This window comes from Comamonas sp. w2-DMI, assembly GCF_040187735.1.
GTDB classification, from domain to species: domain Bacteria; phylum Pseudomonadota; class Gammaproteobacteria; order Burkholderiales; family Burkholderiaceae_C; genus Comamonas; species Comamonas terrae.
Genome location: NZ_JBANEL010000001.1, coordinates 501,169 through 524,535, shown reverse-complemented (window position 1 = coordinate 524,535; position 23,367 = coordinate 501,169). Strand labels below are relative to the sequence as shown.

At 68.8% G+C, this 23,367-nt stretch carries 16 protein-coding genes and 1 pseudogene; 5 read left to right on the top strand and 12 right to left on the bottom strand.

What is annotated here, in order from left to right:
* Positions 1 to 19 precede the first annotated feature (19 nt).
* From V8Z74_RS02340 to argH, 6 genes and pseudogenes are all read right to left on the bottom strand, one after another.
* On the bottom strand, positions 20 to 895 hold the full coding sequence (locus V8Z74_RS02340; protein WP_349707715.1) for an endonuclease/exonuclease/phosphatase family protein: 876 nt from the start codon (positions 893 to 895) through the stop codon (positions 20 to 22).
* A gap of 82 nt (positions 896 to 977) precedes the next feature.
* Complete coding sequence (locus V8Z74_RS02335; protein WP_349707714.1) at positions 978 to 1,604, bottom strand: nucleotidyltransferase family protein; 627 nt, start codon at positions 1,602 to 1,604, stop codon at positions 978 to 980.
* Positions 1,597 to 1,992, bottom strand: a complete 396-nt coding sequence (locus V8Z74_RS02330; protein WP_349707712.1) for a VOC family protein — start codon at positions 1,990 to 1,992, stop codon at positions 1,597 to 1,599. Before V8Z74_RS02330 ends, V8Z74_RS02335 begins: the two co-directional genes overlap by 8 nt.
* Before the next feature lie 161 nt (positions 1,993 to 2,153).
* Positions 2,154 to 8,117 (bottom strand): annotated as a pseudogene (locus tag V8Z74_RS02325) (alpha-2-macroglobulin family protein).
* 248 nt (positions 8,118 to 8,365) lie between these two features.
* A complete protein-coding gene (locus V8Z74_RS02320) occupies positions 8,366 to 9,346 on the bottom strand; it encodes a Bug family tripartite tricarboxylate transporter substrate binding protein (protein ID WP_349707710.1) in 981 nt (326 codons plus the stop codon).
* Positions 9,347 to 9,455: 109 nt separating this feature from the next.
* Entirely contained in the window at positions 9,456 to 10,913 is a 1,458-nt protein-coding gene (gene argH, locus V8Z74_RS02315; RefSeq protein ID WP_349707709.1) for an argininosuccinate lyase, read from the bottom strand.
* A 370-nt stretch (positions 10,914 to 11,283) separates the two neighbouring features.
* On the opposite strand from argH, the gene V8Z74_RS02310 reads away from it, so the two are divergent.
* From V8Z74_RS02310 to V8Z74_RS02300, 3 genes are all read left to right on the top strand, one after another.
* Positions 11,284 to 12,351 carry a DMT family transporter gene (locus V8Z74_RS02310; RefSeq protein ID WP_349707708.1) on the top strand — a complete coding sequence of 356 codons (1,068 nt, stop codon included), beginning with the start codon at positions 11,284 to 11,286 and terminating at the stop codon, positions 12,349 to 12,351.
* An 88-nt stretch (positions 12,352 to 12,439) separates the two neighbouring features.
* Positions 12,440 to 13,531, top strand: a complete 1,092-nt coding sequence (locus V8Z74_RS02305; protein ID WP_349707811.1) for a histidine kinase — start codon at positions 12,440 to 12,442, stop codon at positions 13,529 to 13,531.
* Complete coding sequence (locus V8Z74_RS02300; protein WP_066473966.1) at positions 13,512 to 14,303, top strand: LytR/AlgR family response regulator transcription factor; 792 nt, start codon at positions 13,512 to 13,514, stop codon at positions 14,301 to 14,303. The genes V8Z74_RS02305 and V8Z74_RS02300 overlap by 20 nt, the downstream gene beginning before the upstream one ends.
* Before the next feature lie 17 nt (positions 14,304 to 14,320).
* Here the strand turns inward: V8Z74_RS02300 and V8Z74_RS02295 are convergent, their stop codons facing one another.
* The 6 genes from V8Z74_RS02295 to polA all read right to left on the bottom strand — a co-directional run bounded on the left by V8Z74_RS02295 (position 14,321) and on the right by polA (position 21,654).
* Positions 14,321 to 15,160: a ZIP family metal transporter gene (locus V8Z74_RS02295; protein ID WP_349707707.1), complete on the bottom strand. Its 840-nt coding sequence runs from the start codon at positions 15,158 to 15,160 to the stop codon at positions 14,321 to 14,323.
* 205 nt (positions 15,161 to 15,365) lie between these two features.
* Entirely contained in the window at positions 15,366 to 16,277 is a 912-nt protein-coding gene (locus V8Z74_RS02290) for a dienelactone hydrolase family protein (RefSeq protein WP_349707706.1), read from the bottom strand.
* A gap of 87 nt (positions 16,278 to 16,364) precedes the next feature.
* Positions 16,365 to 16,694: an AzlD domain-containing protein gene (locus tag V8Z74_RS02285; protein ID WP_349707705.1), complete on the bottom strand. Its 330-nt coding sequence runs from the start codon at positions 16,692 to 16,694 to the stop codon at positions 16,365 to 16,367.
* Positions 16,691 to 17,413: an AzlC family ABC transporter permease gene (locus tag V8Z74_RS02280; protein ID WP_349707703.1), complete on the bottom strand. Its 723-nt coding sequence runs from the start codon at positions 17,411 to 17,413 to the stop codon at positions 16,691 to 16,693. Before V8Z74_RS02280 ends, V8Z74_RS02285 begins: the two co-directional genes overlap by 4 nt.
* A gap of 104 nt (positions 17,414 to 17,517) precedes the next feature.
* Positions 17,518 to 18,624 (bottom strand): type 2 periplasmic-binding domain-containing protein, encoded by a 1,107-nt coding sequence (locus V8Z74_RS02275; RefSeq protein ID WP_349707702.1) that lies wholly within the window; start codon positions 18,622 to 18,624, stop codon positions 17,518 to 17,520.
* A 189-nt stretch (positions 18,625 to 18,813) separates the two neighbouring features.
* Positions 18,814 to 21,654 carry a DNA polymerase I gene (polA, locus tag V8Z74_RS02270; RefSeq protein ID WP_349707701.1) on the bottom strand — a complete coding sequence of 947 codons (2,841 nt, stop codon included), beginning with the start codon at positions 21,652 to 21,654 and terminating at the stop codon, positions 18,814 to 18,816.
* Positions 21,655 to 21,783: 129 nt separating this feature from the next.
* On the opposite strand from polA, the gene V8Z74_RS02265 reads away from it, so the two are divergent.
* Together V8Z74_RS02265 and V8Z74_RS02260 are read left to right on the top strand one after the other, a co-directional pair.
* Positions 21,784 to 22,176, top strand: a complete 393-nt coding sequence (locus V8Z74_RS02265; RefSeq protein WP_349707699.1) for a hypothetical protein — start codon at positions 21,784 to 21,786, stop codon at positions 22,174 to 22,176.
* A gap of 110 nt (positions 22,177 to 22,286) precedes the next feature.
* On the top strand, positions 22,287 to 23,243 hold the full coding sequence (locus V8Z74_RS02260) for a homoserine kinase (protein WP_349707698.1): 957 nt from the start codon (positions 22,287 to 22,289) through the stop codon (positions 23,241 to 23,243).
* Positions 23,244 to 23,367: the final 124 nt, after the last annotated feature.

Here is a 23,367-nt window from a genome sequence, read left to right as displayed (position 1 = left end):
GCAGGCGCCTGGACATGGATCAAGCCAGGCCCAGCAGCACGGGCTGGTGGTCGGAGGCCTGGGTGGCGCTGTCCACCCGCCAGTCGCGCACATGGGAGCGCAGGCTGTCGCTGACCCAGATGAAATCGCAGGCCCCGGGCTCCGGCCCCCAGGTGCGGTCGACGAGGCGGAAGGTCGACGGCTGGGGCTCGCCGGGGTGCAGCACCGTCCAGCTGTTGTGCCAGCCGCCGGGCTCCCGCGCCCCCTCCTCGCCCCGGTCCCAGGGCGCGGAAAGCACCGCATATTCGTCTTCGTGCGGCTCGAAGTTGAAATCGCCGCACAGGATGGCATGGCGGGTATGCGGCTTGGTCTGGTAGGGCGAGCCGTCGTCGGCCGGCTGCGGCGGCGCATCGGCCAGCGCGCAGGCCTGCAGATGCAGCGAGCGCAAGGCCCGGGCCTGGGCCATGCGCTGGCGCGCCGAGAAATACTCCAGGTGCGTGCCCATGATGCGCACCGGCCCCAGTGCCGCATCGTGCACCGTCACCACCGAGCACATGCGCTGCATGCAGCGCATGCCGGCCTCGGCCGGAAACGGCAGCGGATGGTGCTGCACCTGCAGCACCGGCAGCCGCGTGGCGACCACGTTGCCGAAGCGCTGCCGGCCCTGCGCGGTGAACTCGTCCACCGAGGCGCCGAAGAAGACCTGCCAGCCGGGCAGCAGCGCCCGCAGCTGGCCGACCTGGTCGCCGGGGCGACCCTGCAGCGCCGGATAGTTCACGGCCACTTCCTGCAGGCACAGCACATCCAGCCCGCCCTGGTCCTGCGCCATCTGCAGCGCATGGCGCACGATGCGCTCCACGCTGACCTGCCCGTCCATGCCGCAGCACCATTGGGTATTCCATGTCAGAACTTGCATAGGCGTCCTTGGATATTCAATCAAATCGCATTCCAGCGCTTGTACACCAAGCGTCCATAGCTATGCTTTTAGCCATTGCTGCTCAGGCGGCGGCCTCGATCTGCAGCAGCGGCCAGTGGCGCTGCCACGGCTTGGACTGCATGCGCTGCGCATAGGTGCGCGCATCGACCCGCTCGGGCTGCGAGGCGTTGTAGCGCACGCGCAGCGCCAGCAGATCGTCCAGACCCAGCGGCGCCACCAGTTGCAGCTCGTTGCGCGCATCCAGGTAGACGCCCACGCAGGTGGCCACTTCGGGCCAGCTCGCCACCGCCTGTTCGAGCGAGGCAAAGGGCGGCACCGGCTGGCCTGCGGCGCCGCGATACCAGCAGTGCACGGCCGCCTGGTTCACGACTTCCCACCGCGCCCAGGGCAAGCTGTCCTGCAACTGCCGCCGGGCCGATGCCTGCGCCGACTGCCAGCGGCCCTGCGCCACCTCCTGCGCGTCGAAATACACCGCGTCCATGTCGCCCAGTCCGGGCGGCGGCCGCACGCCGGCGGTGCGGCCATGCAGTGCCTCCCACACGGCGCAGCGCACGGCGCCCGCGCCTATGCACCACGATGACCAGCCCTGCCGCCCGGCCGCCGCCAGCGCCTGCATCAGCCAGGGCGTTTGCCGCACAAGGCTCAGGACCTGCCCGGCCTGCGCTGCGCCAGGGGCGGCGTCATGCATGGCCCGCAGTCCGTTCGCGCAGCTGGAACACATTGCCTTCGCAGTCCATGGCATTGCAGACGGCAAAGCCCGGGCCCTGCCAGCGCTCGTCGAACACCTGGCCGCCCAGTGTCCGGGCAGCCCGGGCGGCCTCGGCGATGGAGGGCACGGTGGTAAAGAACCGGAGCGCCGCGTTCTCGCGCCGCACCGGCGGCGAGGCAATGCTGATCTGGCCGGCAATGGCTTCGGGGATCGCGTGGATGACCAGCTGCAGCTGCGGCGACTCGATCACCGTCAGGTGTTCGTCGCGGTGCAGCGGCTGCATGCCCAGCACCCGGCCGTAGAAATTCGCGAGCGCATCGCGGTGTCTGGCGTAGATCAGCACGCCTGCTGCAGCGGGTCCGGACATGAAAGTACTCCATTGCACGAGAGCGCCACTGTACTCCGCTCCTGGCCTTCGGCTCGCCGGGTGCTGCGCCCCGCCTGCTGCAATGGCGCATGAAAAAGCCCCGGAGCGCGCATGCGGGCCGGGGCTCGGGGTCCCTGCGCGGCGGCTTGCGCCGCCGGGCATTACTTGGGCATGGCCACCTTGATCCTGGCGTTGGGCGCCTCGCCGAACATCTCGGGGGCGTACAGCGCTTCGACGCGGGTGGGCGGCAAGGCGAACTCGCCGGCATTGTTCAGGCGCACCGTGTACTCCACCTTGGTCTTGCCCGCGGGCAGGTACTGGTAGTAGGCACGGTAGGCCTCGAAGCTGCGCTCCTCGTAGGCCAGCCAGCCCGCGCCCTCCTGCTTCTCGCCGGCCGAGGCGATTTCCGAATCGCGGCCCAGGCCGCCGCCCAGGATGGTGGCGCCCGTGGGCACGGGGTCGGTGATGGCCACCCAGGTCATGTCGGCCTTGCCCTGCACTTCCAGCGTCACGCGCAACACGTCGCCGCGCGTGTACTGGCCCGCACCCAGGCTCTTGTCGGCCTGCTCCACGGGCGTCACGGTGCGCTTGACGGTATAGCCGGAGCTGAACGGCTCCTTGAGCTGCACGGCCGCGACGGACTGCACGGTCAGCCAGGGCTTGCCCGTGCCCTGCTGGGTCACGGTGAGCTGTCCCTTGCCGGCCTTGCCCCAGGGCATGAACATGGTGTTGTTCATCAGGCCGCCGGCACGCACGGGCGCGCCGAACAGGCTGGTGGCATGGGCCGTGCCCTGCGCGTCCTCGGAGGTGGCGCGCCGCACATTGGCCCAGTCCACCTTGGCCTCGTTGCCGTTCATGCTGGCCACCGTGGTGCCGGCCACGGGCACGGCCTCGAACTTCTGCGAGAAGCGGCGCAGCGCCAGCGCACCCCACAGATTGGCCGTGGTGGTGCTCCAGGCACCCGACTGCTGGCGGGCGATGAAGCCGCTGACCAGTCGCGGCATGTCGTCCCTCCACTCGGGCTCGTCCATGGTCGCCAGCATCAGGCGCGCCAGGTTCACGTCCGGGCCCTGCATCAGCCACCACCAGCTGTCGTCCTGGTCGGTGGAGAAGCCCACGCGCGTACCGTTGAACGTCAGGCGGCCGCGCAGGATCTGCATGGCCTGGGCCAGGCGCTCATTGCGCTGCGGCGCATCCTTCATGTGCTGCAGCAGGATCGCCAGATCGATCACCGCATGGGTGGGCCACTGGTTGGGCGTGATGTTGATGCTGTCGAGCATGCGCGGCGAGGCCTTGCCGTACTGCGCCAATGCGGCGATGGCCGCGAGCTTGCGCATTTCCAGGTCCTTGCGCGGGCTCCAGAAGTTGCGCTGGATGCGGCCTTCCACGAAGGCGATCAGGCCGTCTTCCATGCGCGCGCGCTCGGCAGCGGGCAGCACGAAGCGCTTGTCCACGCCCTGGGCCAGGGCAGCCAGGTTCAGCAGGTGCGCGGTCAGCGTGTCGCTGCCGCTGTCGCGGAAACCGTCGCGCGGCGGGAAGTAGTTGGCCAGGCCGTCACCGTCCAGATAGTTGGGCAGCTGGGCCATGGTCGATTGCCACAGCTCGGCATTGCTCATGCCCACGGCCTTGCCCGTGATCTGCTCCAGGCAGGAGTACGGGTAGCGGGCCCACCAGTCGCGCACGCCCGGCAGGCCTTCGGTCAGCTTGGGCACCAGCGACATCTGCAGTCCGCCGCGTCCCGGCAGCGCATCGGCGGGCGGCGCCACGGGCACGGCATAGCTGCCGTCCACCTGCACCAGCGTGGCCTGCTGCACGCTCAAGGGCACGGCAGGGACGATGCGCTGGCTGATCTTGAGCGCGTCCTGGGCGGCATCGGCACCGCCGCCGACATCGCGCGCCGAGATCTCCCAGATCAGCGCTTCGGCACGCGTGCCGGCCAGCTGGGCCGGAGCCTTCACGTCCCAGGCCACTTCACGCGCCTCGCCGGCGGGAATGTCGACCTTCTGGGGCTGCAGCTCCAGCAGCGTGGCGCGCGGCGTGACTTCCACCTTCATGGCCTTGGCCGACGTGTTGCGCAGCGTGACCTGGGCACGGAACTGGTCGTCCTCGCGCACCAGCGGCGGCAGGCCGCTGATGATCTGCAAGTCCTGCGTGGTGCGGATGGCCGTCTGGCCCGTGCCGAACAGGCCCACGCCATGGTCGGCCACGGCCACCACCTGGAAGGTGGTCAGCGCATCGTTGAGCGGCACCTCGATCTGTGCTTCGCCCTTGGCATCCAGCACCACATTGGGCTTCCACAGCAGCAGGGTGTCGAGCAGCTCGCGCGTGGGGCTGCGGCCGCCGCCGCCGCCCGCGGGCACGGCCTTCTTGCCGTAGTGGCGCCGGCCGATGACTTCCATCTGCGCCGTGGCGGTCTGCACGCCCCAGGAGCGGCGCGTCATCATGGCATCCAGCAGCTGCCAGCTGGGATTGGGCATGAGCTCCAGCAGCGCCTGGTCCACGGCGGCCACCGCGACCTCGGCACCGGCAGCGGGCTTGCCGTCAGGCAATGTGGCCTTCACGGTGACCCTGGCCGTGCCGCGCACCTTGTAGCTGCCCTTGTCGGCGCTGAGCTTCACGTCGATGGCGTGTCCCTTGATGCCGACTCGGATCTCGGCCATGCCGAAGCGGAAGGCCGGCTTGGACAGATCCACCATGGCCGTGGGCGCGATGTATTCCTTGCCCTCGTGCCAGAAGGCATTCCACCATTCACGCGGAGACTTGAAGCCCCAGGTGAAGAAGCTGTACCAGGGCACCTCGCGCAGGCGGCCGCGCAGGGCCAGCACGCTCACGTAGACGTTGGGGCCCCAGCTGTCCTGTACCTTGAGCTCCACCGTGGGGTTCTCGCCGTTGAGTTCCACAACCTGGGTGCTCACGATGCCTTCGCGCTCCACGGCCACCAGGGCCGTGGCGCTGCGAAACGGCATGCGCACCTGGAAACGCGCCGTCTCGCCGGGCTCGTAGCTCTTGCGCTCGGCCAGCACGTCCATGCGGTCATGGTCCTCGCCGCCGAACCACAGCTCGCCCTTGCCGGTGACCCACACGCTGGTGGCGGCCTGCGCACTGCGGCTGTCCTTGTCGGTGGCCGAAACGATCAGCTCCACCTCGCCGGGCTGGGCCAGTTGGGCTTCGCACTGCAGCAGGCCATGGCTGTCGGTGGTGCCCGAGCACACCGTGCCCAGCGACTTCAGCGAGGTCTGGTTGTCGTAGCTGTAGAAGCCGCCGACCAGGCGCTTGCGGCTGGAGGTGGTGATGCGGGCCACGGCCTCCACCTTGACGGGCACGCCGGCCTGGGCCTTGCCCGAGGTATCGAGCGTCAGCGCCTGGAAGCTGAGCTTGCGGTCCACCGAGATCCAGCCTTCGGCACGGATGCCGGCCACCACGGCCGCGGGCCACAGGGTCTGCGTGCTGCGCAGGGTCTGCACCTCGCCGTTGGGGTCGGCGTAGCTGGCCTCCATCAGCAGCTCGCGGGCCTCCCTGGACTTGGGCAAATTGGCGATGTTGACCTTGCCCAGGCCGTTCCTGTCCAGCGTCACGGGCAGCTTGTCGGCCACCACCTTGCTTTCGTCGCTGGCGGCTTCCTCTTCGTCATCGCTGCGCTCCAGGTCCTGGGCGCGCGCGGAGAACGGAAGCTGAAACCGTCCCAGTCGGAGAAGTCCAGCGACTTGGCGCGCACCACGGCCGACACCTTGACCGGCAGATTGGCCGCGGCACCGCCCGAGACATAGTTGATCTGCACCTGGGCCGGCACGCTGCTCACGTTGTAGAGCGGTCCCTTGGCCTCGGGGCCTATGCGGCCCTCCATCACGGGGAGGCGGAACTCCTCCACGCGGAACGACCCGGTGCTGAAGGTGCGGCGGTAGCTGCTGCCGCCGCCGGCATAGCCCAGCTCCACGTAGTATTCGCCGAGCTTGGCGGCCTTGGGAATGGCGAATTCGCTGGTCGCGCTCAGCCCCCCCCGAGCCGGTGCTGCGCCAGTTCAGGGCCTGGGTGAAGCGCTGGCCGCTGCCCACATGGGTGATGCGCAGCTGGTCGGGCCGGTTTTCCGGCAGGGCAAAGCCGTTGCGGCCTGCGCCAGGGCCGGTGAGGCTGCGCAGGATGTGCTTCATGGACACGGTCTCGCCGGCGCGAAACAGCATGCGGTCGAAGATGGTGTGGGCGGCCTCGTCACGCTCGGAGCTGCTGCTGGTGGGCGCGTTGAAGCGCCAGGGCTCTATGCCCTTTTGCCAGTTGCTCCAGGTGAAGGCCAGTTCCTCGCCCTTGTCCGTACTGGCGCGGGCGCTCACGAAATAGGCAGCGCTATGGTAGAAGCCTTCGTCTGTGCGGCTGCACTGGGGCGGATTGGGGCTCAGGTCCGGGAACGAGGCCACGCCCTGCTCGTTGGTGGTGGCCGACGCCAGCGCGCGGCCGTTGCAGTCGGACACCTGCACCCTGGCGCCCGGCACCACCTTGCCCTTGTCCAGCGTCGTCACCCAGGCCACCGAATTCTCGCGGCCTAGCTTGAAATGCACGGCCAGATTGGTCACCAGGGCCGAAGTGCGCACATACATGGTGCGGCCCGCGCCATAGCCTTCATCGAGCAGCGACTTGCCCAGCATGGGCGATGCGATCTCGACGATCTGGAAGCCAGGGCTCAGCGGGATGCCCACCACCTCGAAGGGGCGCGGATCGCCCTTGGATGCCTTGGGCATCTCCAGCTTCTGGACCTGGCTCTGCCCGTCGAGCAGGGACAGCATGCGCGTCTGCACGTAGTGCTTTTCGTCGTTGATGACAGGCGGCAGCACCTTCACGTCGCGCGCCGCACGCTTGCGGCTGACGGTGTAGCTGTCGTAGTCCTCCAGCTTGTGCAGCCAGGCGATGATGTCGGCATCCGAGCCGCCCTTCTTGGTGCGCACCAGGCTCGCGTCCAGCGACTGCGCGGTCAGCTCGGGCTCCACATTGCGCAGCGTCACGGGCAGCAACGCCGGGCCGTCCGGGCCTTCGGCAAAGCGCTCGACGATGCCGAACGGCGAAGCTGCGAACTTGGCCAGCGGCGGCATGGCGCCCGTGGCCGTGGCCAGCGGGAACATGCCGGCGTTCTCCAGCGTGCGGCCGGCCGCGTCCTTGAACTGGGGCGGCAGCTCGATCACATACTTGGCATTGGCCGTCATGGTGGGCGGGAAGCTCACGCTGTCGACCAGCGAATCCTCGGCCAGCTTGTCCCCGTTCTGCTCGATGACGGGAGCCACCGCAGAAGCGCCGCTCTTGAGGCGTATGCCCTCGATGAGCTTGCGCGGCACCGGCGCATTGAAGGACAGGCGCATGGGCCGGATCGGCAAGCAGGCCGCCTGGGCGTTTTCACGCTCGCAGCTGAAATCGGCGGAGAACGGCTCGCGCACGCTGTATTCGTAGCGCTGCACGTCCTTGCTGGCCAGGCCGCTCGCCATGGCCACGCCCTGGCCGTAGACCAGCGTCATCTTGCTGCCCGAAGTCAGGCGGCGGTTGCAGCCGAGCACCACATATTTCTGCGGATTCCTGGCGGCGTCCTTGTCCCAGCGCTGCTGCTTGAGCACGGCATCGCGGTCCTTGCCCGTGACCAGCTGCACGGGAATGCGCTCGCCCACGCCTTCCGAGGTGCACCACATATGCTTTTGCACGCTGTCGGGCAGGGCCGCGCCCGTCAGGCGCAGCGCGAACATCTGCTGCTCGTCGATGCTCTCGTAGGTGTCGGGGGCGATGCGCTCCACCTGCGGGCCGCCGGTCTGGAACTGGTAGCTGGCGGCGCCGGTCAGCGCCGTGCCGGCGACCGTTTTGAACTGGGAATTGATCTGCGCCGTGCAGCGCACGCCGGCCGGCAGGTTGTCCGCGAAGTCGAACACCCACTCCTTTTCGCTGTTCCAGCGCCCCGTGCCCTGCGCCGCCTGCGCGTCGCTGCACTTGAGCGTCACGGGCGCTGCGGCCTTGGGATCGCCCAGGCGCACGCCGGCGCCGTCGAGCTGGACCACCACCTGCCCCACCTTGGTCACATCGCCTTGCGGGCTGAACTGGCGGATGCCCACGGCATGCGCCGATACGGCGGCCAGCCCCCACAGCAAACCCGCCCCCAGCGCCTTGCGCCAGGCCGGCGCCCGGCTTTGCGCGTTCGGAGGTGCCTTTCGGGACACTTCTTCGGCCTTCTTCGTGCTCGGCACGCTCATAACAGCTTTCCCCTCTGAGCCGCGAAGAATGCCCCGGGCCCACTATTTTGAATTGGAGTTATGGCCCGGCGCGTCTTTCCCCACCACTGGGAAGCAGGCACGAAAAAGCCCTGCTCCTCGGGCGAAGCAGGGCTTTGAGCAGATGCTGCACGCGGGGGCTATTGCGGCTGGAAGCCGCTGCGCCGAATGATACCGGTCCATACCCGGGTGTAGGCCGCCTCCCTGGCCGCCAGCTGTGCGGAATTCATGTATCCGACTGTAAGACCAAGCGCCGTCAGCTGCTCGTGCACATCCTGCTGCCTGAGCACCGCGGCCAGCGCCGAAGAGAACCGGTCCACGAAAGCCTGGGGCGTGCCCCGGGGCGCATAGATGCCGTAGTACGGCGTGTCCTCGAAGCCCTGGATGCCCTGCTCGGCCAGCGTGGGCACGTCGGGCATGGCGGCCTGGCGCTTTGCACCCAGCACGCCGATCACGCGCAGCTTGCCGGCCTTGTGGTTCTCCATGAAGTCCTGCACCGAGCCTATGCCGGCCGGAATCTGGTTGCCCAGCATGTCGGCCAGCATGGGCGCGCTGCCGCGGTAGGGCGCGGCCACGAGGTCGAGCTGGTAGTGCTCGGCCAGCAGCTTGACCAGGAACTCGGGCGTGGAAGCCGGCGCGGGAATGCCCACGCTGCCGCGCCGCGCACCGGCGCGCACCCAGGCCACGTACTCGGCGAGGTTCCTGGCCGGCGTGCTGCTCGATACGGCCAGCGCGTTCACAAAGGTCGCGAAGCCGGCCACGGGCACGAAGTCCTGGTGCGGATCGAAGCCGGGCTTTTTCACCACCTGGGGCAGGATGGAGATGGTGTGGTCGTGCGTGAGAAACAGCGTATGGCCGTCGGCCGGCGCCGCCTTGAGCTGCTGTGCCGCGATCTGGCCGCCTGCGCCGGGGCGGTTGTCCACGATGACGGTGGTGCCCAGCTCGTCCTTGAGCCGGTCGGCCAGCAGGCGCGCAATGGCGTCCGAGCCGCCGCCGGGCGGAAAGCCCACCAGGATCCGGATCGGCTGCGATGCCGGCTGCGCCCAGGCCGGGGGCTGCAGCGCCGCAGCGGCAGCGGCTCCCAGGCCGGCCTGCAGCAGTTGACGACGGGATTGCGCCATGAGTTCTCTCCTTGTGTATTGTTCGGTCTGCCCCAAGCAAAAGCGCCCGGCAAAGGGCGCTTTTCCGGCGCAATGATTACGCCACAAATTCAGGGCCGCGGGGCGGCCATCAGCCCAGGCGCGCCTGGTGCCGCGCCAGCTGGGCAAGCACTTGTGCGGGCGCGGTGCCGCCCAGCGTGTTGCGGGCGTTGAGCGAGCCTTCCAGGCTCAGCGCCTCGAACACGTCGGCCTCGATGTTCGGGTTGAAGGCCTGCAGTTCGGCCAGGGGCAGCTCGGTCAGGTCCACGCCCTTCATGGTGGCCAGCTTCACGGCATGCGCCACGGTCTCGTGCGCGTCGCGGAACGGCAGTCCCTTCTTGACCAGGTAGTCGGCCAGGTCGGTGGCCGTGGCGTAGCCCTTGAGCGCGGCGGCGCGCATGTTGCCGGCGTTGACGGTGATGCCCCCCTCCTTGGCGCCGGTGGCCGGGTTGACCTGGCCGCCGATCATCTCGGCGAAGATGCGCAGCGTGTCCTTGAGCGTGTCCACGGTGTCGAACAGCGGCTCCTTGTCCTCCTGGTTGTCCTTGTTGTAGGCCAGGGGCTGGCCCTTCATCAGCGTGATCAGGCCCATCAGGTGGCCGACCACGCGGCCGGTCTTGCCGCGCGCCAGCTCCGGCACGTCGGGGTTCTTCTTCTGGGGCATGATCGACGAGCCGGTGGTGAAGCGGTCGGCGATGCGGATGAAGCCGAAGTTCTGGCTCATCCAGATGATCAGCTCCTCGGACAGGCGCGAGATATGCACCATGCACAGGCTGGCGGCCGCGGTGAATTCGATGGCGAAGTCACGGTCGCTCACGCCGTCCAGGCTGTTCTGGCTCACGCCTTCCATGCCCAGCGTGCGGGCCACGCGCTCGCGGTCCAGCGGGTAGGTGGTGCCGGCCAGCGCCGCGCTACCCAGGGGCAGCACGTTGACGCGCTTGCGCACGTCCAGCATGCGCTCGGCGTCGCGCTTGAACATTTCCACGTAGGCCAGCAGGTGGTGGGCGAAGCTCACGGGCTGGGCCACCTGCAGGTGGGTGAAGCCGGGCAGGATCACATCCACGTTCTTCTCGGCCACCTCGACCAGCGAACGCTGCAGCTCCTTGAGCAGGCCTTCGATGAGGTCGATCTCGCCGCGCAGCCACAGACGCACGTCGGTGGCCACCTGGTCGTTGCGGCTGCGGCCGGTGTGCAGGCGCTTGCCCGCATCGCCCACGAGCTGGGTCAGGCGCGCCTCGATGTTCAGGTGCACGTCTTCGAGGTCCAGCTTCCAGTCGAAGCTGCCGGCCTCGATCTCGGCCGTGATCTGCGCCATGCCCTTCTGGATGGCGGCAAAGTCCTCGGCCGCGATGATCTTCTGGGCCGCCAGCATCTCGGCGTGCGCCAGGCTGCCCTGGATGTCGGCCTGCCACATGCGCTTGTCGAAGAAAACGCTGGAGGTATAGCGCTTGACGAGGTCGCTCATGGGTTCGGAGAACAGGGCCGACCAGGCTTCGGCCTTGGTGTCGAGCTGGTTGTGCGAGGGAGTGGAGTTTTGATGGGCGGACATAGGGGACAAAGCGGGGTGAGCCGGATGAAATCGCTGCGGACTGCAGCGGTCCGCTAAACCGTCCATTTTATCGGCGGTGCCGGCCGTCGGCCCTGCGCACCGCCGCAAGCCCGGGCGATGGCAAAAAACAGACAGCGCCGCTCGCTGCGAATGCTATGTTTTTCAAAGTCCTTCCGCTTACCAGCAAAGCGCTGCAGGCGGATTTTCTGGAAATCACATCCGACTGCTCCATAGGCCTGATGCCATCCATGCCATGGCTGGCGGCGCACAATCGCGCTCGCCTCAGCGGTGGGCCTGCGCTTGTGCGGGCCATTTTGGTTTGCGGCAGTTGGATGGGCCGGCACTTAACAAGCGCCGGCCTTCGTTGTTGATGTCTTCCCGTTCGTCGATGGCCCAGGGTCTGGTGTTTGCGCTCGCCGCCTGCGGCCTTTGGGGCGCCATTTACATGGTGCCCACGCTGCTGCCCGAGTTTTCACCGCTGCAGATCACCTTTGCCCGTTTCGGTCTTTACGGCGTGGTGGCCTTGTGCATCTTTGCGCCGCGCGCTGCCCGGCTGCGCCCGCGCATCCGCAGGGTGGACCTGCTGCGCCTGGCCTGGCTGGCGCTCGTGGGCAATATCGCCTACTTCGCCGTGGCCGCCACGGCCGTGCAATGGGTGGGCGTGCCGGTGACGTCGCTGATCGTCGGCCTGGTGCCCGTGCTCGTGCCCCTGATGGCGCGCCACACGGCCGGCTCGCTGCCCCTGCGGCACCTGGCCATGCCGCTGCTGCTCATCGTGCTGGGCATCGTCACCATCAACAGCCAGGCCCTGGGCCAGGCGCTGTCGGCCGGCGGCACGGGCGGCACGCGCTATGCGGGCGGCGTCTTCATGGCCGTGCTGGCCCTACTGGCCTGGAGCCGCTATGCCATCGACAACAACCGCTTCCTGCGCGACAGCAGCTTCAACGGCTCCGAATGGTCCACGCTGTGGGGCCTGGTCGTGGGCGTGCTGAGCCTGGTGCTGGCCGCACTGTGGTGGTGGCTCGCGCCGGCCGCCACCCAGCAGATCCCGCCGGCACGCTGGCAGACTTTCTGGCTGCTGTGCCTGGGCATGGCCATCTTCTGCTCCTGGCTCGGCAACCTGGCCTGGAATGCGGCCAGCGTGCGCCTGCCGGTTTCCCTCATGGGCCAGCTCGTGGTGTTCGAGACCCTGTTCACGCTGCTCTACCACTTCGCCTGGGAAAGGCGCCTGCCGGACTGGACCGAGTGCCTTGCGATGGCGCTGATCCTCACCGGCATAGGCTGGTCGCTCAAGCGCTTTGCCCAGGTGGCTCGCGACGCCGAGGCCCTGGCGCCGGCACCCGCTGCCGCGTCCACGGGCCTGGCCATGGCCTTGCGCCACATCAGGCGAGGCTCGTTCAGGCTGCGCCAGCTGGCCGGCCTGCGCCGGCATGCCTAAACCGGCACCGCCGCAGCCATAATCACCAGCCACGGGCCCGCGCCGCCGCGGCGGGCCCCTGTCCTGCCTTGCCGTGACTTGCGAGCCCATCTTGCCGAACCCGACCACCCGCCCCGCCGAGCCCCCGCCGCGCCTGCCGCAGCCGCTGGTGTTCGACGCCTGCAATGCAGGCGTGGTGCTGCGTGCCGTGCTGTTCGTGCAGGGCGTGATTGCCGTCGCGGCCATGTTCGGCACCGGCACGCCGGCCGAATGGCTTTCGCGCATGGCCCTGCTGACCGGCGCCAGCCTGCCCGGCACGCTGATCTGGCTGATCGCGGCCTGCAGCCTCAAGCACCGGCTGCAGCGCATGCACACGCGCGGCCAGTACCTGGGCGGCGTGGCGCTGGGCATGCTGGCCGGTCTGTACGCCTGCGCCACGCTGCACTGGGTGGGCCTGGCCGACGCGCCCTGGCTGGCCAGCGCCGTCACCGGCGGGGTGCTGGCGGCCGCGCTGGTCACGGCCCTGGTGCTGCGTGCACGCGGCAGCACGCCCGCCCAGACCCAGGCGCGCCTGGCCGAGCTGCAGTCGCGAATCCGCCCGCACTTTCTGTTCAACACCCTCAACAGCGCCATCGCGCTGGTGCGCGCCGAACCGGCCAAGGCCGAAACCCTGCTGGAGGACCTGAGCGACCTGTTCCGCTACGCCCTGGCCGAACCGCACAGCACGGCCACGCTGGCCCAGGAAATCGAGCTGGCCCAGCGCTACCTGGCCATCGAGCAGGTACGCTTTGGCGATCGGCTGCAGATGCAGTGGCAGCTGGACCCCGATGCCCATGGCGCGCTGCTGCCGCCCCTGCTGCTGCAGCCGCTGGTCGAGAACGCCATCCGCCACGGCGTGGAGCCCGGCCTGCGCGGCGGCAAGCTGCAGATACGCACGCAAAGGCGCGGCGAGCAGGCCGTGGTCCACATCATCAACACCCTGCCGGCGGACGGCGCCGCGCAGGACACCGCATCGCCCAGCGGCCACCGCATTGCGCTGGCCAACGTGAAGGCCAGGCTTTCGCTGCTGCACGACCTGCACGGCAGCTTTTCGGCCCGCGTCCAGGGCGGCTTCTTCATCGTGCGCATCGCCGTGCCCCTTCCCGATTCCGACAGCCGGCAGCCCTCTGCCGCCCTCCGCCATGCACATACTGATCGTTGACGACGAGGCCCTGGCCCGGACCCGCCTGCGCACGCTGCTGGGCGACTGCGAGGACCGCGAAAGCCGCCAGGGCCGCGAGCCGCTGCGCGTGCAGGAAGCCGCCGACGCCCGCCAGGCCCTGGAAGTGCTGCAGGCCTCGCGGCAGATGGCAAGGCCCGTGCAGCTGGTACTGCTGGACATCCACATGCCGGGCCAGGACGGCCTGACGCTGGCCCGGGCGCTGTGCTCGCAGGCCGAGCCGGCGGCCGTCATCTTCGTGACGGCCCATGCCCACCATGCGGTCGACGCCTTCGAGCTGGACGCCGTGGACTACCTGACCAAGCCGGTGCGCCTGGAACGCCTGGAGCAGGCCCTGCTCAAGGCCGAGCGCGCCATCGAGGCCCGCAGCGCCCTGGCGCAGGCCGCGCGCGAGACCGGCGCGCAGCTGCTGATACAGGAGCGCGGGCGCACGGTACGCCTGCCCCTGGCCGAGGTGCTCTATCTGAAAGCCGAGCAGAAATACATCACGGTGCGCACCGCCGCACGCCACTACATCCTCGACGGCGCCCTGGCCGAACTCGAGGAGCGCCACGGCGAGCACCTGCTGCGCGTGCACCGCAATGCGCTGGTGGCGCGCTCCGCGCTGCGCGGCCTGGAGCGCTGCGACGGCGGCGCCGACGGAGAAACCTGGATGCTGCAGCTGCACGGCGTGCCCGAGATGCTGGCGGTCTCGCGGCGCCAGCTGCCCGCCGTGCGCGCCGTGCTGCGCGGCGAGGCCCTGCCCCAGGCCTGAGCGCCGTTCAGCAAATTTCAGTGCGCATGGCTGTGCGCCGCGCCGCTCATGACCGTGACCAGGACGATGCCCAGCAGCAGCCAGCCCACCTGGGCCGCGGTCTCGCGCGCGCTCAGCCGCCTCTGCAGCTGGGGAATCAGGTCGGCCAGCGCCACATAGATGAAGCTGCTGGAAGCCACCACCAGGAAGTACGGGAGCAGCTCGTGCAGCTGGCCGATGAGGAAATAGCCCGCAATGCCGCCCAGGGTGGTGACCGCGCCCGCCATGGAGACCTTGATCAGCGCCACGCGCCGGTTGGAGCTGGACTGGCGCAGCACCACGATGTCGCCCATGTGGTGCGGCACCTCGTGGGCCAGCACGGACAGGGCCGCGATCAGCCCCAGCCGGATGTCGGCCACGAAGGCCGAGGCAATCAGCACGCCGTCGCCGAAGCAGTGCACGCTGTCGCCCGTCAGCACGGCCCAGCCGCCGCCCTGGTGGCCGTGGCCATGCCCATGGCCATGTTCGTGCGCATGGGCATGCCCATGGCCGTGGCCGTGATGCGCATGGGACGGCGGATGCGCGTGGGAATGCTCGTGCCCGTGGTGCCACAGCTCGGCCTTGGACAGCAGAAAGAAGAACACCAGCCCCACCAGCAGGGTGATGAACAGGTCGTGCGCCTCGCTATGGCTCTCGAACGCCTCGGGCAGCAAATGCATGAAAGCCGTGGCCAGCAAGGCGCCGGCCGCCAGGCTCAGCAGCCGCTGCGGCATCATGCCCGGCGAACGCGAGCCGCCCAAACCCATCAACAAAGCGGCCACCCAGACGCTGCCGATGCCGGCAGCCAGAGTGGCCAGAATGATTGCTACCAATGTCATAGCTAATTTCTTGCTTTTAGCCTGCCTCACAGGCGAAACCCGCGAATTCTCGCAGAATGCGCCGCCCACTGCGGCGCGCGGCGCTATCACCACACCGCAATCCCGGAGCTGCTTCCCGGTTTCACCTTAGCAAAGCTGTCAAGCCCCCGCCGGATCCTTTTTCCGCAGGGTCGTGGCCGGACGCCGGGCCACGGATGCGGGCAGCCTAAGACACGCCATGCCTGTGCAGCCAGGCCAGCATGCGCTGCCAGCCATCCTGGGCGGCCTGCTCGCGGTAGCTGGGCCGGTAGTCGGCATGGAAGGCGTGGCCGGCCTCCGGATAGATCACGAATTCCGAGGCCTTGGCCGCAGCCGGGCCGTGCCGCAGCCGTTCGCGCATGCGTTCCACGGAGGCCACGGGAATGCCGCCATCCTGGCCGCCATACAAGCCCAGCACCGGCGCCTTGAGCTGCGGGACCAGGTCCACCGGATGGGCCGGCTGCAAGGCCGTCTTCTCGCCTTCCAGTCGCCCGTACCAGGCCACGCCGGCCCGGGCAGCGCCATGGGCGGCATACAGCCAGGTGATGCGCCCGCCCCAGCAAAAGCCGGTAATGCCCAGGCGGGCCCCGTCGCCGCCATGGGCCGCGGCCCATTGCACGGCGCCGTCGAGATCGGCCATGGCCTGGGCATCGGGCACCCGGGCCACCACCTCGCTCATGAGCCTGGCCATCTCGGTATAGCTGGCGGGATCGCCCTGGCGCGCAAACAGGTCCGGAGCAATCGCCAGATAGCCGGCGCGCGCCAGGCGCCGGCAGACATCGGCAATGTATTCATGCACGCCGAAGATTTCAGAAACCACCAGCACCACGGGCAAGTCGGCCTTCTTGTCCGGCATCGCATGGTAGGCCGGCACGGCAAAGCCGCCCACCTCGTAATGGATGCGTCCGGCCGCCAGGCCATCCGCCGGCGTGGCGATGGCCGTCTGCGCCATCACCGGGCCGGCAGCCGCGGCATAGCCCAGCCCCGCACCGATTCCCAGCGCCATGCGCAGCATGCCGCGCCGGCTGTCCTTGCCCTCTTCTGCCGAACGGCCCGGCAGCATGGATTCCAGATCCCGCCTGATATCGCCATATTGCATAGGTAGTCGCCTTTCCAGCCATGAACGGCTCGCAGCAGTCTAATCGGTGAGCCCGGCACAGCTGCAGCCCCTTGCGTGGCGCGCGGCTCAGAACCACCAGCGCACCAGGGCCGCCGCCAGCGCGCCCAGGATCACCACCAGCAGGAACGGCAGGCGCAGCCACAGGGCCGCGGCCGCCACGGCCAGCGCCGCCAGGCGCGCATCGAACACCAGCAGGGTGCCACCGGCCAGCGTGTTCATGACCGTCAGCGAAGCCAGCAAGGCCACCGTGAGGCAGGCCGCCACCTGGGTCATGCGCGGGCTGTGCAGCCAGCGCTGCGGCAGGCTGTAGCCCAGGAATTTGGTCACGAAGGCCAGTGCGCAAGCCAGCGCGATCCAGCCCCACAGGCCGGCCCCTGTCATCGCTGCGCCGCTCATGCGGGACCTCCCCTTTTCGCCTCGGAAGGCCGCATCCAGCCCCACAGGGCGCCGACGGCCGCAGCCAGCAGGATCGGCAGGCCCGGCGGCACCAGCGGGATGGCCACGGCCGTGACCAGGCCGCACACCAGCGCCAGCGCAACCGGCTCGCGCGCGTTCAGCCGCGGCCAAAGCAGGCCCAGAAAGGCCGCCACCGCTGCGCCATCCAGGCCGAAGCGGCGCGTGTCGCCCAGGGCGTCGCCCAGCAGCGCGCCCAGCAGGGTGAACAGGTTCCAGAACAGGAAGACGCCGCCCCCGGCCATCCAGAAGCCGCGGCGCTGCTCGGCCGCATCATCCTGGCCCGCGGCCGTGGCCGCCGATTCGTCAATGGTCCAGTGCGCGGCCAGCCAGCGCCACAGGCCATGCGGGCCGACCATGCGGCTCAGCTGCATGCCGTAGATGGCATTGCGCACGCCCAGCAGGCTGGCCGCGCCCACGGCGGCGGCCCCGCTGCCGCCGCCGGCAATCACGCCGACGAAGGCGAATTGCGAACCGCCCGTGAACATCAGAAAGCTCAGCGCCTGGGTCTGCCAGAGGTCGAGGCCGGCCGCCACCGACAGTGCGCCGAACGAAATGCCGTACAGCCCGGTGGCCACCGCGATGGACAGGCCCATGCGCATCGCCGGCGTCATGCGCGCGCCGCCTTGGGCGGGGCGGCTGGAGCCGCTGCCTGCGCTCATAAAACGGGAGCTTGCAGCGCTCCTGCCTTCTTTGTTCTACTGCTATTCATCATTGGAATCATGGCACATCCAGCGCTGACCGCTATGCATTTTCATGCAGGCCGTCAGGGCTGCGCCTCCTGCGCGGGGGCCTGCGGCAAAGCCTCCGAGGAAATGTTGTCGAGCCAGGTCGCCACGCTGCGCCAGTCCCCCAGGGAATTTTCCACGAAGGCCTGGCTGGCCTCGATCGAGAATGTGGACGGCTCCAGCTGCAGGTCCTGGATCAGGCGCTGCGTGTCGGCCCGCAGTGCGATGGCATGCAGCGCCCGGCCCAGGCGTTCGCGTTCATCGGGCTTCATGCGCGCCGGCACGAACCAGGCCATCCAGCCCGAGGAGATGGGCGGCAGCCGCCATTGGCAGAAATTGGGCACATCCGAGACCGGCTGTTCCCCCGCAAAGGCCAGGATCTGCAGCCTGGAGCGCACGGCATCGCCGGCGGCGTCCGCCACGCGCCGGATCTCGGCGCAATGGTCCAGCAGCAGGTCCTGGCGGCCCGCCAGCAGATCCTTCACGGCCGGATAGACTTCGCGGGCATAGGTCTGCGCCTGCCAGGCCACGCCGGTGCGGCGCTCCATGGCCTTGATCCAGATACCGGGCATGCCGCCGTTGACCGGCACGCCCAGGCGCACCGGCCGCCCCAGCTTGCGCAGCCTGGCAACCAGCTCGCCGCTGTTCTTCAGCGGCTGGCCGCTGGCCGCCGCCAGGCACCAGGAACGCTGCAGCACCAGCTGCACCGGCAGCATGCTCAATCCGCGGCGCCTCGCGCCGTCTTCATCCTGGATCTGCACGGCCAGCACCGAGGACATCAGCATCAGCGTACGCTGCGGCGGCGCTTCGTCCACCGCCCAGCGCACGGCCCGCACGCCCTGAGCCCGGCTGGCCTCGTGCACGGCAGCCTTGCCCTCCAGGTACTGGGGCAGCAGCCTGGCATAGTGGCGCGCCACCGCATCGGCCACCTGGGCCCGCTCCAGCGGCTGCACCAGCACCCAGCTGCCCTTTTCCTGGGCCTGGGCCATGCCGGCCACGCCCAGCAGGCTGCCGACGCCCAGAGCACCGGCCAGCAGGTCGCGCCGCATGCGCCTGCGCACCAGGGTACAGCGCGGCTTTCTGTGAAAGCCGATGAGCGCCACGGAGTCCAAAGTGATCAGGACCTGATACAAGATGGAAGTCAAAACATGTCCTCGCAGAAAAACCGCAGTTGCAGGGCCGCACGGATCTCGCCGGCGGCGTGCGAAGCGCTTGTGGCGCCCGGGCACGGCCCTGGCTAGATCGTATACAGCTTCATGGCGCTTGGGAGGCGCCCGCCTGCCGTGTCGCGCTATTCCGACACTGCATAGCGGACGGATGGGCCGGTCGGCGGTTCAGTGCGCCTGGTCCCAGTTGGGCCCGAAGCCGACCTCGGCCAGCAGCGGCACCTTGAGCTCGGCCACCTGGGCCATCAGGCGCGGGATTTCGGTCCTGACCCAGTCCTGCTCGGCGGCGGGCAACTCGAACACCAGTTCGTCGTGCACCTGCATGATGACCTTGACCTCGGGCCTGGCGGCGTCCAGCTCGGCCTGCACGGCCACCATGGCCTTCTTGATCAGATCGGCCGCCGTGCCCTGCATGGGCGCGTTGATGGCCTGGCGCTCGGCGGCTTTCTTGCGCGGGCCGCTGCCGCCGTTGATGTCGGGCAGGTACAGGCGCCGGCCGAACACTGTCTGCACATAGCCGTGGGCATGGGCGAATTCCACGGTCTCGTCCATGTAGCGCTTCACGCCCGGGTAGCGCTGGAAATACTTGTCGATATAGGCCGCCGCGGCCTTGGTCTCTATGCCCAGGTTCTTGGCCAGGCCGAAGCTGCTCATGCCGTAGATCAGGCCGAAGTTGATGACCTTGGCGTAGCGGCGCTGCTCGCTGCTGACCTGCTCCAGCTCCACGCCGAAGACCTCGGCCGCCGTGGCGCGGTGCACGTCGCGGCCTTCGTGGAAAGCCCTGAGCAGGGACTCGTCGCCCGACAGATGGGCCATGATGCGCAGTTCGATCTGCGAATAGTCGGCGCTGGCGATCAGCCTGCCCTCGGGCGCGACAAAGGCCTCGCGCACGCGCCGGCCCTCGGGCGTGCGGATCGGGATGTTCTGCAGATTGGGGTCGTTGCTGGACAGGCGCCCCGTCACGGCCACGGCCTGGGCATAGTGGGTGTGCACGCGGCCCGTGCGCGGCAGCGCCAGCTGGGCCAGCTTGTCGGTATAGGTGCCCTTGAGCTTGGACAGGCTGCGGTGCTCCAGCAGCTTGGCCGGCAGGGGGTAGTCCTCGGCCAGCTTTTCCAGCACCTCCTCGTCGGTGCTGCGCGCGCCCGTGGCGGTCTTCTTCACCACGGGCATGCCCAGCTTGTCGAAGAAGATCTCGCCGAGCTGCTTGGGGCTGGCCAGGTTGAAGGGCTGGCCCGCGATGTCATAGGCCTCCTGCTCCAGCTGCACGATGCGCTGGCCCAGGTCGTTGCTCTGCCTGGCCAGCGTGGCCGCGTCGATGAGCACGCCGTTGCGCTCGATGCGGAACAGCGCCTCGCTGGTCGCGATCTCCAGCTCGTAGATGCCGCGCAGGGCTTCGCTGGCCTGCAGCTGTGGCCACAGCACGCCGTGCACGTCCAGCGTCTGGTCGGCATCCTCGCAGGCATAGGCGGCCGCCTTGTCCACGGGCACCTGGGCAAACGGAATCTGGTGCGCGCCCTTGCCGCACAGGTCCTCGTAGCTGATGCCCGTGCGGTTGGTGTGGCGCAGCGCCAGGCTGGCCAGGCCATGGGGGCGATGCACCTCCAGCACATAGCTTTGCAGCATGGTGTCGTGCACATAGCCGCGCACCTCAATGCCCGCATTGGCGAACACATGGCGGTCGTACTTGATGTGCTGGCCCAGCTTGGGCTTGGCCGCATCCTCCAGCCAGGGCCTGAGCCGCGCCAGCACCTCGTCGAAAGGCAGCTGCTCGGGCGCGTCCGGGCCCGCATGGCGCAGCGGGATGTAGGCCGCCTCTCCGGGATTGACGCTCAGCGAGATGCCGACGATCTCGGCCTTCATCTCGTCCAGCGAATTGGTCTCGGTATCGATGGCCGTGAGCGGCGCTGCATCGATCCGCCCCAGCCACTGGTCGAACAGTTCCCAGGTCAGCACCACGTCATAGTGCAGCTCGCGCTGCTGGGCCTGCTCGGCCTCGGCCGTGGCGCTGCCGGATTCCTCGGCCTGCTCGGCAAACATGTCGTCCGTGGCCGTGTCGGCACGCGGCCTGGCGCTCTTGCGGCCGGACTGCACGGCCTCCAGCGCATCGGGCTGCGCGGCACCGCCGCCGATGGCGCGCGCCAGTGCCTTGAAGCCGTAGCGCTCGTAGAAGTCGCGCAGCTGCACGGTGTCGGGCACGGCCGGCTCCAGCACCGCCAGGTCGGGCAGGCCGGGCAGCTCGGCCTTCAGGTCGCAGTCGGTCTTCATGGTCACCAGCTGGCGGCTCAGCGCCAGCTGGCCCGAGGCGATCGCATCGCGCAGGTTCTGCCCCGCCACGCCCTTGATGTCGGTCGCATGGGCGATGAGCGCATCCAGCGAGCCGTACTCCAGCAGCCATTTGGCCGCGGTCTTGGGCCCGACCTTGGCCACGCCGGGCACGTTGTCCACCGCGTCGCCCACCAGGGACTGGTAATCGATCATGAGATGGGGCGGTACGCCGAACTCCGCCGTGACGCCCGCCACGTCGCGGCGCTTGCCGCTCATGGTGTCCATGACCATGATGCGCTCGTCCACCAGCTGGGACAGGTCCTTGTCGCCGCTGGAGATGACCACGTTCACGCCCTGGCAAGCCGCCGTCTTGGCCAGCGTGCCGATCACGTCATCGGCCTCCACGCCCTGTATGGCCAGCACCGGCCAGCCCAGCAGGCGCACCACTTCGTGGATGGGCTCGATCTGGGCGCGCAGATCGTCGGGCATGGGCGCGCGGTGGGCCTTGTAGTCGGCATACAGCGCATCGCGGAAGGTCGGGCCGCTGGTGTCGAACACGCAGGCCGCATAGTCGGCCGCCACGTCCTTCTTCAGCGCCTGCAGCATGTTGATCATGCCGCGTATCGCCCCGGTGGCCGGGCTGGCCGGGTTCCCGGGCTCTGCCCGCAGGTCCGGCATGGCGTGATAGGCGCGGTACAGGTAGCTGGAGCCGTCGATCAGCACCAAAGTCTTGGAATTGCTCATCCCCGGATTGTGCACGCCCTGCCGCGCCCGGCGCCAAAAACAGCCGGGCTCGCACGTAGGCCCGCCCACCGCCCACGAGGCGCCGGGCGCTGACGCCGGACCGGCCCGAACACGCCCTACAATCGGGCCATGCGCGCACCATCCCTTTTCATTGCCCTGAGTCTGGCCTGCGGCTTCGCACTGGCCCAGGACCCAGCCCCCGCCTCCCCGGCCAGCCCTGCGGCTGGACAGGCCCGCCCGCCCGCGGGCGCCGGCCAGGGAGCCGTCCAGGACACTCAGGACAATTCGGCGGCGCCCGGCAAGCGCAACCAGCGGATCGAGCGCATCCACGTGGAGGATGCCGGCAGCCGTGTCGACGAAACCCGCGTGGGCGGGCAGACCCAGAGCATCACGGTGCAGCCCAAGGTGGGCGAAATGCCCTCCTACGAGGTGCAATCCAACGATGGCGCCCGCTCCAGCCGCAGCCGCAGCGACACCAATGACACGACCGGCACACGGGTCTGGAACGTCATCAAGTTCTGAAGCCGCGCATACCGTTTTCCCGCATGACAGGGCAGTGCTCCAGGCACTGCCCTGTTGCATATTGAACCTGTTTCCTCCTGCCGGCCTGCATGGCCGGCGGCTTTCCCATCATGGCCGTTTTCACCGAAGTCTCTGAAAAGGATGCACGCGACCTGCTGCGCCGCCTCTCCCTTGGTTCGCTCAAGGAACTGCGCGGCATACAGGGCGGGATTGAGAACACCAACTACTTCCTGACCACGGACCAGGGCGAGTACGTACTGACGCTGTTCGAGCGCCTGGGCGCCGAGCAGCTGCCGTTCTACCTGTACCTGATGAAGCATCTGGCGCAGGCCGGCATCCCGGTGCCGGATCCGCAGGCAGAGACGCGCAGCGGCGACATCCTGCTCAAGGTCTGCGGCAAACCGGCCGCCATCGTCAACAAGCTCGAAGGCAAGAGCCAGCTCGCACCCCAGCCCGTGCACTGCGCAGCCGTGGGCGACATGCTGGCGCGCATGCACTTGGCCGGGCAGAGCTACGAGCGCCAGCAGCCCAATCTGCGCGCCCTGCCCTGGTGGAACGAGACCGTGCCCGTGGTGCTGCCCCACTTGGACGAGCAGGCCGCCGCCATGCTGCGCGCGGAGCTGGCCTACCAGAACCATGTGGCCGCCTCTTCCACCTACGCGGCGCTGCCGCGCGGCCCCGTGCACGCCGATCTGTTCCGCGACAACGTCATGTTCGACGGCGAACACCTGACCGGCTTTTTCGACTTCTACTTCGCCGGCGTGGACACCTGGCTGTTCGATCTGGCCGTCTGCCTCAACGATTGGTGTATCGATCACGCAACAGGTGCGCACGATGCACCGCGCGCCACGGCCATGCTCGACGCCTACCAGGCCGTGCGCCCGCTCACGGCCGCCGAGCGCGAGCTGTTCAATGCCCAGTTGCGGGCCGGTGCCCTGCGTTTCTGGATCTCGCGCCTGTGGGACTTCTACCTGCCGCGCGAAGCTGCCCTGCTGACGCCGCACGACCCGACCCATTTCGAGCGCGTGCTCGGCCAGCGCATCGCCCATCCGGTCGCGCCGGCCTGAAGGTGCTGCCAAGGCCGCGCCGCGCCCGCTGCCCGGCCTGCTGCCACTGCACGGGGCTTTTCTTGGCCCCGTGGCGCGGTTCTCAGGTACAGTGATCCACATGGCTTTTGCCAACTGTCGAATG